At 73.9% G+C, this 12,328-nt stretch carries 8 protein-coding genes; 4 read left to right on the top strand and 4 right to left on the bottom strand.

The window, feature by feature from the left end; translation table 11 throughout:
• Window positions 1–27: 27 nt before the first annotated feature.
• Complete coding sequence (locus HCK00_RS06185) at window positions 28–450, bottom strand: YjbQ family protein (protein ID WP_168100765.1); 423 nt, start codon at window positions 448–450, stop codon at window positions 28–30.
• A gap of 65 nt (window positions 451–515) precedes the next feature.
• On the opposite strand from HCK00_RS06185, the gene HCK00_RS06180 reads away from it, so the two are divergent.
• On the top strand, window positions 516–1,820 hold the full coding sequence (locus HCK00_RS06180; protein ID WP_168100764.1) for an FAD-dependent oxidoreductase: 1,305 nt from the start codon (window positions 516–518) through the stop codon (window positions 1,818–1,820).
• An 80-nt stretch (window positions 1,821–1,900) separates the two neighbouring features.
• Here the strand turns inward: HCK00_RS06180 and HCK00_RS06175 are convergent, their stop codons facing one another.
• Together HCK00_RS06175 and HCK00_RS06170 are read right to left on the bottom strand one after the other, a co-directional pair.
• Window positions 1,901–3,913, bottom strand: coding sequence for an ABC transporter ATP-binding protein (locus HCK00_RS06175; RefSeq protein ID WP_168100763.1), 2,013 nt, complete (start codon window positions 3,911–3,913; stop codon window positions 1,901–1,903).
• Window positions 3,914–4,054: 141 nt separating this feature from the next.
• Window positions 4,055–4,801, bottom strand: a complete 747-nt coding sequence (locus tag HCK00_RS06170; protein WP_168100762.1) for a L,D-transpeptidase family protein — start codon at window positions 4,799–4,801, stop codon at window positions 4,055–4,057.
• 109 nt (window positions 4,802–4,910) lie between these two features.
• On the opposite strand from HCK00_RS06170, the gene HCK00_RS06165 reads away from it, so the two are divergent.
• Together HCK00_RS06165 and HCK00_RS06160 are read left to right on the top strand one after the other, a co-directional pair.
• The gene (locus HCK00_RS06165) at window positions 4,911–6,872 is read left to right on the top strand and encodes an ABC transporter transmembrane domain-containing protein (protein ID WP_168100761.1); all 1,962 of its coding nucleotides are present in this window, start codon (window positions 4,911–4,913) and stop codon (window positions 6,870–6,872) included.
• Window positions 6,869–8,662 (top strand): ABC transporter ATP-binding protein, encoded by a 1,794-nt coding sequence (locus HCK00_RS06160; RefSeq protein WP_168100760.1) that lies wholly within the window; start codon window positions 6,869–6,871, stop codon window positions 8,660–8,662. The genes HCK00_RS06165 and HCK00_RS06160 overlap by 4 nt, the downstream gene beginning before the upstream one ends.
• A gap of 71 nt (window positions 8,663–8,733) precedes the next feature.
• Here HCK00_RS06160 and HCK00_RS06155 read toward each other — a convergent pair whose 3' ends face one another.
• Window positions 8,734–9,525, bottom strand: coding sequence for a metal-dependent hydrolase (locus tag HCK00_RS06155; protein ID WP_168101030.1), 792 nt, complete (start codon window positions 9,523–9,525; stop codon window positions 8,734–8,736).
• Window positions 9,526–9,692: 167 nt separating this feature from the next.
• Between HCK00_RS06155 and HCK00_RS06150 the strand changes: the two genes are divergently transcribed.
• Window positions 9,693–12,188 carry a DEAD/DEAH box helicase gene (locus tag HCK00_RS06150; protein WP_206320037.1) on the top strand — a complete coding sequence of 832 codons (2,496 nt, stop codon included), beginning with the start codon at window positions 9,693–9,695 and terminating at the stop codon, window positions 12,186–12,188.
• Window positions 12,189–12,328 lie beyond the last annotated feature (140 nt).

Below are 12,328 nucleotides of genomic sequence, written 5' to 3'. Positions count from 1 at the left end.
ACGCCCGGGACGGTACGGAGCGGTCGGTCAGCCCAGGAAGCTCAGCCGGACCGTGCGGTCGGCGTTGTCCTTGTTGGTGTCGACCAGGCACACCGACTGCCAGGTGCCCAGCTCCAGCCGGCCGCCGACGACCGGCAGGGTGGCGTGCGGCGGGACGAGGGCGGGCAGCACGTGGTCGCGGCCGTGCCCGGGGCTGCCGTGCCGGTGCCGCCAGCGGTCGTCCGCGGGCAGCAGGTCGTGCAGCGTGGCGAGCAGGTCGTCGTCGCTCCCCGCGCCGGTCTCCAGGATCGCGATTCCGGCGGTGGCGTGCGGGACGAAGACGTTGAGCAGCCCGTCCCGGCCGGCGGCGTGGGTGCGCAGGAACTCCACACACGCCCCGGTCAGGTCGTGGACCGTCTCCGCGGAGCCGGTGGCGATGTCGATCGTGCGGGTGGTGAAGGCGTCGGACATGCCTCCATCCTGGCCGATGACGGCGCCCGGGGAAGACACCGGGGCCCGTTCGGGTTGTCGGGGGCATGAAGGATTTCCGGACGGACGGCGTGAACCCGGCGGACCCGGCGCTGCACCCGGCCCCGGTGCGTGCCGTGCCCGCCGAGGCCGTCGGACCGGCCGGGGGCCCCGGTGCCCAGGACGGTGCCGCACGGACGGCCGGGGCCCGCGGCGCGGCGGACGGCATCAGGGCCGGCGCGGCCGGTGGCGGGGCCAGGGGCAGCGAGGCCGGTGGCGCCCGGACAGCCGACGCCGCCGATGAGGTCGACGAGGTCGATGTCGTGGTCGTCGGTGCGGGGCAGGCGGGTCTCTCGGCCGCCTACCACCTCCGGCGGACCGGTGGCGAACCGGGCCGGGACTTCGTCGTCCTGGACCGCTCCCCCGCTCCGGGCGGCGCCTGGCAGCACCGCTGGCCGTCGCTCACCTACGGGAAGGTGCACGGCCTCCACGACCTGCCGGGGCTGCCGCTGGGCGACGCGCCGGCCGACCGGCCGTCCTCGGAGGTCATCGGCGGCTACTTCGCCCGTTACGAGGAGGAGTTCGGCCTCCGGGTGCGCCGCCCCGTGGAGGTCCTCTCCGTCTCCGAGGGGGGCGGTGGGCGGCTGCTGGTGCGGACCACCGCCGGTGACTGGTCGGCGCGGGCACTGATCAACGCCACCGGCACCTGGGAGCGTCCGTTCATCCCGCACTACCCGGGCGCGGAGACCTTCCGGGGACGTCAGGTGCACACCGCCGGCTACCGGGGCCCGGCGGATTTCGCGGGTGAGCGGGTGGTCGTGGTCGGCGGCGGCACCTCGGCGGTGCAGCACCTGCTGGAGGTCTCCGAGGTGGCCGCGTCCACACTCTGGGTGACCCGCCGGCCGCCGGTCTTCCACGAGGGCCCGTTCGACGAGCGCCTCGGCCGGGAGGCGGTGGCCCGGGTCGACGAACGGGTGCGCGCCGGGCTGCCGCCCCGCAGCGTGGTGTCGGTGACGGGCCTGCTGATGAACGAGGAGGTGCGGCGCGGCCGGGAGAGCGGCGTGCTGGTCCGCCGGCCGATGTTCGCCCGGCTCACCCCGGACGGCGTGGCCTGGAAGGACGGCCGGACCGCGGTGGCCGACACGATCCTGTGGGCCACCGGTTTCCGCGCCGCCCTGGACCACCTGGCGCCGCTGCGGCTCCGGGAGAAGGGCGGCGGCATCCACGTGGAGGGCACCCGGGTGGTCCGCGACCCGCGGATCCACCTGGTCGGCTACGGCCCATCGGCGAGCACCGTCGGCGCCAACCGCTACGGGCGCGTCGCGGCGCGCGAGGTCCGGCGGCTGCCGGCCCCGGGCACGGCCGCGGCCTGAACCCGCGCGGCCGGCCGGCCCGCGCCCACCGGCCCGCGCCCACCGCACGTTCTCCGCGGACCGGCCGCGGGGTCAGGACGTCAGGACCCCGCGCCGACCGGTGCCGGGCCCGGCCGGTCCGGCGCCGTTCCCGTGACGGCTTCTCCGGCGGAGGGTACGGGCCCGCTGGCACCGTCCCGGGCGTCCCCGGAATCCAGACCGTCCCCGGAAGCGGCGGTCTCCCCGCTCTTCCCGCCGTCCAAAGCCTTTTCCGTCTCCTCCGCCGTCTCCGCGTCCCGGCGCACCAGGGCCGCGTACCGCCCGCCCAGGGCCATCAGCTCCGCGTGGGTGCCGCGCTCGGCGATCCGGCCGCCGTCGAGGACGACGATCTGGCCGGCCTCCCTGATGGTGGAGAGCCGGTGGGCGATGGTGATGGTCGTGCGCCGCCGGGAGAGTTCGTCGAGCGCGCGCTGCACGGCCTGTTCGGTGCGGGTGTCCAGGGCGCTCGTCGCCTCGTCCAGGATGAGCACCGGCGGGTCGCGCAGAATGGTGCGGGCGATGGCCAGGCGCTGCTTCTCCCCGCCGGAGAAGCGGTGGCCGCGCTCGCCGACGAGGGTGTCGTAGCCGTCGGGCAGGCTTTCGATGTGGTCGTGGATCTGGGCCGCCCGGGCCGCTTCCCGGATCTCCTCGGCGGTCGCCCCGGGCCGGGCGAAGCGCAGGTTGTCGGCGACGGAGGCGTGGAAGAGATAGGTCTCCTGGGACACGACGCCCACGGCCCGGGCGAGGGTGTCGAAGGACAGTTCGCGCACGTCGACGCCGTCCAGCAGTACGCGCCCGCCGGTGACGTCGTACAGCCGCGGCACGAGCTGGCCGAGGGTGCTCTTGCCGGAGCCGGTCGGCCCGACCACGGCGAGGCTGCCGCCGGCCGGGACGGTGAGGTCGATGCCGGAGAGGGTCGGGCCGGTCTTTCCCCCGTCACCGCCGGTGCCGCCCGGGGCGGCGCCGTAGTGGAAGTCGACGCTCTCGAAGCGGACCTCGCCGCGGACCCGCTCCAGCGGGACGGGGCGCTCCGGTTCGGTGATGTCCACCGGCAGGTCGAGGTACTCGAAGATCCGCTGGAAGAGCGCCAGGGACGCCTGGATCTGCACTCCGGTGGAGAGCAGGCTGACCGTGGGGCGGAAGAGCCCCTGCTGGAGGGAGACGAAGGCGACGAGGGTGCCGAGGGAGATCTGCGGCCCGCCTCCGCGCAGTGCCAGCCCCGCGGCCCAGTAGATCACCGCGGGCATGGCCGCCATGACGACCCCGATGACGGCCATCCGCCAGCGGCCCGCCATGCTGGAGCGGATCTCCAGCCGCGCGAGCCGTTCCGACTCCTCCGAGAACCGGCCGGCCAGGGAATCCGCGCGGCCCATGGTGCGGCCCAGCAGGATGCCGCTGACGGAGAGCGACTCGGTGACCATCGCGGCCATCGCCGCCATCTGCTTCTGCCGCTGCGCGGTGATCTTCTTCCGTTCCTGGCCGACCCGGCGGCTGATCCACACGAACAGCGGCAGCAGGGCGAGCGACACCACGGTCAGCCGCCAGTCCAGGGCGACCATGGCGACCACGGTGGCGATGACGCCGGTGAGGTTGGAGACCAGGGAGGTGGCCGTGGAGGTCACCGTGGCCTGCATCCCGCCGATGTCGTCGGCGATCCGGGACTGCACCTCGCCGGTGCGCGTGCGGGTGAAGAAGGCCAGCGACATCCGCTGCAACCGGTCGTAGACCGCGGTCCGCAGATCGTGCATCACCCGCTGGCCGACGGTGGTGGAGATCAGGGTCTGCACCACCCCGAACACGCCCCCGGCGACGGCGGCGGCGAGCATGCCGAGGGCGAGCAGGCTCAGCAGGCCGGTGCGGCCCTCGGGGATCGCGGTGTCGAGGATCTCCCGCAGCAGGAAGGGCGTGGCGACGTTGACCAGGGAAGCGGCGCCCACCAGCAGCCCGACGAGCGCCAGCCGGCCCCGGTAGGGGCGGAACAGGCGCAGAACACGCCGGAGCTGGACGGGCCGCTCCGGGTCGGGCACCGGCGGCCGGCCGTCGTCGGTGACGGCGAGGGTGTCGTGGTGACGCATGGGCTCCTTCGGGGCTCGGTGATCACTTGTCCGGCGGGCGGCGGTGGCGCGTGCGCCGTCCGGGGCGGCCGGCCGGCGGCGACGGGCGGCTCCTGGGGCGGGTCCGGGGCGTCCGGGGCGTCCGGGGCGTACAGGGGCGGCTCACCCGGCGAGGTAGCCCTTGTCCCCCATCACCACGACCGGATGCGCGGCGGGATCCAGCGTGCGCAGCAGGTACTCCATACCGGCCCGGGGCAGGCTCACGCACCCGGAGGTGCCGCTGCCGTGGTCCATGTGGAGCCAGATGTACCCGCCCTTGGCCTCGCCCTCGGGCCGGTTGGGGTCGTTCGGCGCGGTGCCCCGGACCCGGTTGTAGTCGATGGCGATGACGTAGTCGAAGTCGTGCCAGTGCGTCTTGGGCCAGGAGCGGGGGGCGGTGAACGCCGCGGAGCGCGTGTAGGGCAGCCGGGCGCCGGGGTCGGGGAGAACGCCTCCGGCGTCGGAGAGGGTGAACACCCCCGAAGGGCTCCGCCGGTCACCGGCGCGGTGGCCGGTCGTCCAGCCGCGCTTGCCGTTGTGCGCCGGCCAGGCGCGGTCGCGTTCCCAGACCCGCCCCTGCCGAGTGTAGAGCACGGCGCGGGCACCGGCTTCGTCCCGGCCCTCGCCGCGGACCACGAGGACCTGGCGGGAGTCGCCCGGGACGCGGTCCCGCAGCCGCTCCCCGACGCCCGGGAGGACGGTCGGGTCCGCCGCCGGGGAGCGCCCGGCGGAGGGCTTGCCTCCGCCGGGCGGAGCCGTCGCGTTCCCCGCGTCCTTCGCGTTTCCCGCGCCGCCGCAGCCCGCGAGGGTGAGGAGGAGCCCGGTCACCGCGAGGGCGGTCGCTGTCCGGTGGAGGGCGGTGATGCGCATGGCCCCATGGTCGCACCCGGCGGGCAGCGGAAAACCATTTGATGGGGACCGGGGGAACGGCGAGCCTGGCATCCCGCCGGGAAGTCCGCGATACGACCGCTGGGGTGACATGCACATTCACGATCTTCCGTACCGCGATCCGGGCGTCCCCGACACCCGGTCCGGCGGGCGTCTCCTGCTGTGGCTCGGCCGGTGCCAGCTCGGCGGCCAGCTCAAGTCGCTGGCCTGGGGCACCGCCCACATGTCGGCGCTCGCGGCCGTACCGCTGGTGGTGGGAATCGCCGTGCAGGCCGTGGTGGACGGCTCCGGGGAGCGGCTGGCACTGGCCGGCGGCATGGTCGCCGCCCTCGCCGCGGTGGTCGCCACCGCCGACACGATGCTGCACCGCGCGGCCGTCACCAACTGGATCACCGCGGCCGCCCGGGTGCAGCAGCTGCTCGCGCGGAAGACGGCCGAGATGGGCGCCGGTCTCACCCGGCGGGTCGCCGCGGGGGAGATCACCGCGGTCTCCACCGGTGACGTGGAGAAGATCGGCTGGTTCGTGGAAGCCCTCTCCCGGTTCACCGCCGCGGTGGTCACCACGGTCGCCGTCTGCGCCGTCCTGGTGATCCACCAGCCCGCGCTGGGCGCCGTGGTGGCGGTGGGGGTTCCGCTGCTGGTGCTGGCCGTGCTGCCGCTGCTGCCCCCCGCCACCCGCCGGGCGGACGAGCAGCGGGAGAAGGCCGGCCGCGCCACCGAGCTGGCCTCCGACACCGTGGCGGGGTTGCGGGTGCTGCGCGGCATCGGTGGTGAGGAACTCTTCCTGCGGCGCTACCGGCGTGCCTCGCAGGAGGTGCGGCGGGCGGCCGTCCGCAGCGCCCGGATGTGGGCGCTGATCAGCGCGGTGCAGGTGCTGCTCCCCGGCCTGCTGCTGGTGGGCGTGGTGTGGTATGGCGTCTCCCTGGCCCGGGCGGGGCGGATCTCCCTGGGCGAACTGGTGGCGGTCTACGGGGCGGTGACGTTCCTGCTGTTCCCGCTCCGCCACTTCGAGGAGATCGCCATGGCGTACTCCTTCTCCAAGCCCTCCGCGAAGCGGGCGGCGCGGGTCCTGGCGCTGCGCCGTACCGGGCCCGTGACCGCGCGAGGCCACGCCGGGAACGGATCCCCACCCGGCGGGGATCTGTACGACCCGGTGAGCGGGCTGCTCGCCCCGGCGGGACAGCTGACCGTCGCGGTCTGCGGGGACCCGGACGTCGCCGGCCGGCTCGCCGACCGGCTCGGCGGCCACACCCCGGCAGAGGAGCCCACCGCGCGGGTGCTCCGCCCCCGGCCGGGCACGGACGGGAACGCGCCGGACGCACGGGAGCCGCTGGACGCGGCCGGGGGCCCGGACGGCCCGGCGGCGGAGACGGCGCCACCCCCGGAGGGGCCGTCGGTGCTGCTCGGCGGCGTCCCGCTGGACACGCTGCCGCTCGCCGAGGCCCGGACGGCCGTCCTGGTCCAGGACAAGGACCCGGTGCTGCTCTCCGGCACCCTGCGGGAACTGCTCGACGTCCCGTCCTCCGGCCGGGTGGCCGCGGCCGACGCCCTCACCGCCGCCCGGTGCGACGACGTGCTGTCCGCCCTCTCCCGGTCCACCGCCGGCGGCCCGCCCGACCCCCTCGACAGCCGGATCACCGAGCGGGGACGCTCCCTCTCCGGCGGTCAGCGTCAGCGGCTCGCCCTGGCGCGCTCCCTGGTGACCGATCCCGAGGTGCTGGTGCTGGACGAACCGACCAGCGCGGTCGACGCGCACACCGAGGCGCGCGTCGCGGACGGACTGCGCGCCCTGCGGCAGGGGCGGACCACCGTGGTGTTCTCCTCCAGCCCGCTGCTGCTGGACCGCGCGGACCGGGTGGTGTTCCTGCCCGGAGGCCGGGTGTCCGCCGCGGGCACCCACCGTGAGCTGCTGCGCGCCGACGCCGGGTACCGGGCCGTCGTCACCCGGGGCGCCACGGACGACACCCCACGGCCGGAGGCGGCCCTGGCCCGAGGCAGCCGCCCGGAGCGCGGGCCGCGCTCCGGGCGCGCGGAGATGGAGGAACCGGCATGATCGGTCCACGGCCCCCGGCCTACGATCCGGCCGCGCCCGAGTCGGCGACCACGCTGCCGGTCGGCTCCCCGGCGACGGTCCGCGGCTACGTGCGGGAGCTGTTGCGGCGCCACCGGCGGGCGTTCGCCGTGCTGGTGGTGGTGAACGCCGTCGCGGTGACGGCCTCCATGGTGGGCCCGTATCTCCTCGGCGGACTGGTGGAGGACCTCTCCACCGGAGGCGGCGCGGACGGGCAGATCCCCCTGGTGCGCACCGTCGCGCTGTTCACGGCGGCGCTGGCGGTCCAGACGGCCTTCGTCCGGCTGGTGCGGCTGCGGGGCTCGGTCCTGGGTGAGCGCATGCTGGCCGACCTGCGGGAGGACTTCCTGGTGCGCTCGGTGGCCCTCCCACCGGGGGTGCTGGAGCGGGCCGGTACCGGTGACCTGCTCTCCCGGATCACCACCGATGTCGACCGGCTGGCCGAGGCCATGCGGGAAGCCGTGCCCCAGCTCTGCATCGGGGTGGTGTGGGCGGGCCTGCTGCTGACCGGCATGGCGGTGACGGCGCCCCCGCTGGCCCTCGCCGTGCTGGTGGCGCTTCCCGTCCTGCTGGCCGGCTGCCGCTGGTACTACCGCCGGGCACCGGCCGCCTACCGCTCCGAGGCCGCCGGCTACGCGGCCGTGGCCGCCGTCCTCGCCGAGACCGTCGACGCGGGGCGGACCGTGGAGGCGCACCGGCTGGGCGCCCGCCGCGTCGCGCTCTCCGACCGGCGTGTCCAGGAATGGACGGCGTGGGAGCGGTACACGCTCTGGCTGCGCTCCGTGCTGTTCCCCGTCATCAACGTCTCGCACCTGCTGATCCTCGGCTCGGCGCTGATGATCGGCGGTGTCTGCGTCCTGAACGGCTGGATGACGGTCGGGGCGCTGACCACCGGGGCGCTGCTGGCGCAGATGCTGACCGAACCGGTGGGGCTGATCCTGCGCTGGTACGACGAACTCCAGGTGGCGCAGGTCTCCCTGGCCCGGCTGGTCGGTGTCCGGGAGATCGGGAGCGACGGCGCGGACGGGGCGGGCGCGCCCGACGGGCGCGAGGTCCGCGCGGACCGGGTGCGCTTCGGCTACCACACGGGCGGCCAGGACGTGCTCCACGGCGTCTCCCTGGAGATCCGGCCGGGGACCCGGCTGGCACTGGTCGGCCCGTCCGGTGCCGGCAAGTCCACCCTGGGCCGGCTGCTGGCGGGGATCTACGCGCCGCGGACCGGCGCGGTGACCCTCGGCGGCGCGGAGCTGGCCCGGATGGAGGCGGAACGGGTCCGGCAGCACGTGGCCCTGGTCAACCAGGAGCACCACGTCTTCGTCGGCTCCCTGCGGGACAACCTGCTGCTCGCCCGGGCCGGCGCGGACGACGGGGAGCTGTGGGCGGCGCTCGCCGCCGTCGACGCGGCCGGCTGGGCCCGCGCCCTGGACGCCGGGCTGGACACCGAGGTCGGCTCGGGCGGTCTGGCGCTGACGCCGGCCCAGGCCCAGCAGATCGCGCTGGCCCGGCTGGTGCTGGCCGATCCGCACACCCTCGTGCTGGACGAGGCGACCTCGCTGCTGGACCCGCGCGCCGCCCGCCATCTGGAGCGCTCGCTGGCCCGGGTGCTGGACGGCCGCACGGTGGTGGCGATCGCGCACCGGCTGCACACCGCTCACGACGCCGATCTGATCGCCGTCGTCGAGGACGGCCGGATCAGCGAACTGGGCAGCCACGACGAGCTGGTCACGGCCGACGGCGCCTACGCGGCGCTGTGGCGCTCCTGGCACGGCTGAGACCACCCGGTACCGTCCGTCCGCCTGCTTCCCGCCGGTCCGCCCGGTGGGAAGCAGGCGGGCGCCAGGGGTCAGATGATGTTGAGGGCGGCCACCCCGCCGATACCGCCGAGCAGCATGAACGCCGGCATCAGGACCTTCATCTCTATCCAGCTCCCGGCGCGGAAGCGCATCGGCTTCGGCGGGCCCACCGGGTACCAGCGCTTGTTGCCTATCGGTATCGGCCACAGGATCGGGCAGCCGGAGATGGTGATCGCGTCGCCCACGCAGTGCACCAGCGCCCCCAGGACGACGGGCAGGCCGAGCCAGAGATACTCCTGCCCCGGTGCGGTGAAAAGCCAGCCGGCACCGCTGGGGGTGTCGCTGAGCACGTCGGCCAGGATCCAGGCGCTGGTGGCGCCCAGCAGCCAGACGAGGATGTCGCTGGAGACCCGGGCCGCCCGCCAGAGGAGTCCCTCCACGGCGAGCACCATGTGGACGAAGAGGATGAAGAGCACCGCCCAGCGGTCGCCGGTCATCGCCAGCACCGAGGTGCCGGTGCCGATGAGCACGGCCCACAGCCAGGTGTGGGTGAGGGTGCGGTGGCCGCCGTTGCGCCGCGGATCGCCCGGTTTCCTCGTGGCCTTGTAGACCGCCGACGAGAGACGGTCCATGATCTCGCAGAGGGTACGCGAGACCGGCCCGAAGGCCCGCGATATGGTCGCCGCCTTGTGGTCCAGATCGGGGGCGAGGGCCGCGCCGGAGCAGATCAGCGCGCCGATGACGAGCACCGGCCACGGCATGGGATGGCCGGCCACCGAGGCCACCGCTCCCGCCCCCAGCCAGGCCGCCGCTCCCGAGAGTGAATGCGCCGGTCCCATCATCTGGTGGCCCGCCCCCGTCTTCTCCTGTGCCATGAACTCTGGATCGTCCCGCGCCGATGCGGCGTTGGCGCATCACCCTAGTTGAAACGATCTTCGCCCCCGCCACCGGTTCCACGATCCGGTCGGCGAGCAGGCAGTATGGGAGAGTGACCACCCTTATCGATCATCTGCCGAACGACGCCGACCCCGACGCCCTCTTCGAGTCCTTCGCCGGCTGGGCCGAGGAGCGGGGCATCTCCCTCTATCCCGCCCAGGAGGAGGCGCTGATCGAGGTGGTCTCCGGGTCCAACGTCATCCTGTCCACCCCGACCGGGTCGGGGAAGAGCCTGGTCGCGGCAGGGGCACACTTCGCGGCGCTGGCCCGGGACCAGGTCACCTTCTACACGGCGCCGATCAAGGCGCTGGTGTCGGAGAAGTTCTTCGACCTGTGCAAGCTCTTCGGCACGGAGAACGTGGGGATGCTGACCGGCGACGCCTCGGTCAACGCCGACGCGCCCGTCATCTGCTGCACGGCCGAGGTCCTGGCCTCCATCGCGCTGCGCGACGGCAGGGACGCCGACATCGGCCAGGTCGTGATGGACGAGTTCCACTTCTACGCCGAACCGGACCGGGGCTGGGCCTGGCAGGTCCCGCTGCTGGAGCTGCCGCAGGCGCAGTTCGTCCTGATGTCGGCGACCCTCGGAGACGTCCAGCGGTTCGAGGAGGACCTCCACCGCCGGACCGGCCGTCCCACGACGGTGGTGCGCTCCGCGACCCGGCCCGTGCCGCTCTCCTACGAGTACCGCACGACGTCCCTGACCGAGACGCTGACCGAACTGCTGGACACCCACCAGGCCCCGGTCTACATCGTGCACTTCACCCAGGCCGCGGCAGTGGAGCGGGCGCAGGCGCTGATGAGCATCAACATGTGCACCCGCGCCGAGAAGGACGAGATCGCCAAGCTGATCGGCAACTTCCGCTTCACCACCCGTTTCGGCCGCAACCTCTCCCGCTATGTGCGCCACGGCATCGGGGTGCACCACGCCGGGATGCTCCCGAAGTACCGGCGCCTGGTGGAACGGCTGGCCCAAGCCGGCCTGCTCAAGGTCATCTGCGGCACGGACACCCTGGGGGTGGGGGTCAACGTCCCCATCCGCACGGTGCTGTTCACGGCTCTGACCAAGTACGACGGCCAGCGGGTGCGGACCCTCCGGGCCCGCGAGTTCCACCAGATCGCCGGGCGGGCGGGCCGGGCCGGTTTCGACACCTCGGGCTTCGTCGTGGCCCAGGCCCCGGAGCACGTCGTGGAAAACGAGAAGGCCCTCGCCAAGGCGGGTGACGATCCGAAGAAGCGGCGGAAGGTGGTCCGCAAGAAGGCTCCCGAGGGGTTCGTCTCCTGGGGGCAGAACACCTTCGAGAAGCTGATCACCTCCGATCCCGAACCGCTCACCTCCCGGTTCCGCGTCACCCACACCATGCTGCTGTCGGTGATCGCCCGGCCGGGCAACGCCTTCGAGGCCATGCGCCGGCTGCTGGAGGACAACCACGAGCCGCGGAAGAACCAGATCCGTCACATCCGCAGGGCCATCGCCATCTACCGCTCCCTGCTCGACGGCGGCGTCGTGGAGCGGCTCCCCGAGCCGGACGAACAGGGCCGGATCATCCGGCTGACGGTCGACCTCCAGCAGGACTTCGCCCTCAGCCAGCCGCTCTCCACCTTCGCCCTGGCCGCCTTCGACCTGCTCGACCCCGAATCCCCCGGCTACGCCCTCGACATGGTCTCCGTCGTGGAGTCGACCCTCGACGACCCGCGGCAGATTCTCGCGGCCCAGCAGAACAAGGCGCGCGGCGAGGCCGTCCAGCAGATGAAGGCCGACGGGGTGGAGTACGAGGAGCGGATGGAGCGGCTCCAGGACGTCTCCTACCCCAAGCCGCTGGAAGAGCCGCTCTTCCACGCCTACAACCTCTACCGCAGGAGCCACCCCTGGGTGGGTGACCACCCGCTGTCGCCGAAGTCGGTCATCCGCGACATGTACGAACGGGCGATGACGTTCACGGAGTTCACCGCCTTCTACGAGCTGGCGCGGACCGAGGGCATCGTGCTGCGGTACCTCGCGAGCGCCTACAAGGCGCTGGAGCACACCGTCCCGGAGGACCGGAAGTCCGCCGAGTTCGAGGACCTCACCGCCTGGCTCGGTGAGATGGTGCGGCAGGTGGACTCCAGTCTCCTGGACGAGTGGGAGCAGCTGGCGAACCCGGAGGAGGAGACGGCCGAGGAGGCCCAGGAGCGGGCGGACCAGGTCAGGCCCGTGACCACCAACACGCGTGCCTTCCGGGTGCTGGTCCGCAACGCGCTGTTCCGGCGGGTGGAGCTCGCCGCGCTGGAGAAGTACACGGAGCTCGGCGAGATGGACGCCGGATCCGGCTGGGACGCCGACGCCTGGGCCGAGGCCATGGAGCGGTACTGGGAGGAGTACGACGACCTCGGCACCGGCCCCGAGGCGCGGGGACCGGGTCTGCTGCGGATCGAGGAGGACCCGGAGCACGGCCTGTGGCAGGTACGGCAGACCTTCGCCGACCCCTCGGGCGACCACGACTGGGGCATCAGCGGCGAGGTGGATCTCGCCGCCTCCGACGAGGAGAGCCGAGCCGTGGTCCGGGTCACGGCCGTCGGCCCGCTCTGACCCGGGTGGCGCGGGCGCAGCCTGTCCGCCGGCTCGCGCCACCGTCCGATCTCTCCGGTCTCCGCCGCGCCGGACCGGGCCCGTCCGGCCGCCGGTCCTCCACCCTCCGCGCTCCTCGGTCATGGCTCTCTCCGTCCTCC

The sequence above is a fragment of the Streptomyces zingiberis genome, from assembly GCF_012034935.1.
Taxonomy (GTDB): Bacteria; Actinomycetota; Actinomycetes; order Streptomycetales; family Streptomycetaceae; genus Streptomyces; species Streptomyces zingiberis.
The sequence above is the reverse complement of the archived record's forward strand: the minus strand, read 5'-3'. Positions and strand labels throughout refer to the sequence as shown.

What these genes read in the sequence shown, in the direction of transcription:
- HCK00_RS06165 (WP_168100761.1), top strand. Translation starts at nt 4,911, where the DNA reads ATGCACATTCACGATCTTCCGTACCGCGATCCGGGCGTCCCCGACACC.
- HCK00_RS06170 (WP_168100762.1), bottom strand. Translation starts at nt 4,801, where the DNA reads ATGCGCATCACCGCCCTCCACCGGACAGCGACCGCCCTCGCGGTGACC.
- HCK00_RS06160 (WP_168100760.1), top strand. Translation starts at nt 6,869, where the DNA reads ATGATCGGTCCACGGCCCCCGGCCTACGATCCGGCCGCGCCCGAGTCG.
- HCK00_RS06180 (WP_168100764.1), top strand. Translation starts at nt 516, where the DNA reads ATGAAGGATTTCCGGACGGACGGCGTGAACCCGGCGGACCCGGCGCTG.
- HCK00_RS06185 (WP_168100765.1), bottom strand. Translation starts at nt 450, where the DNA reads ATGTCCGACGCCTTCACCACCCGCACGATCGACATCGCCACCGGCTCC.
- HCK00_RS06155 (WP_168101030.1), bottom strand. Translation starts at nt 9,525, where the DNA reads ATGATGGGACCGGCGCATTCACTCTCGGGAGCGGCGGCCTGGCTGGGG.
- HCK00_RS06175 (WP_168100763.1), bottom strand. Translation starts at nt 3,913, where the DNA reads ATGCGTCACCACGACACCCTCGCCGTCACCGACGACGGCCGGCCGCCG.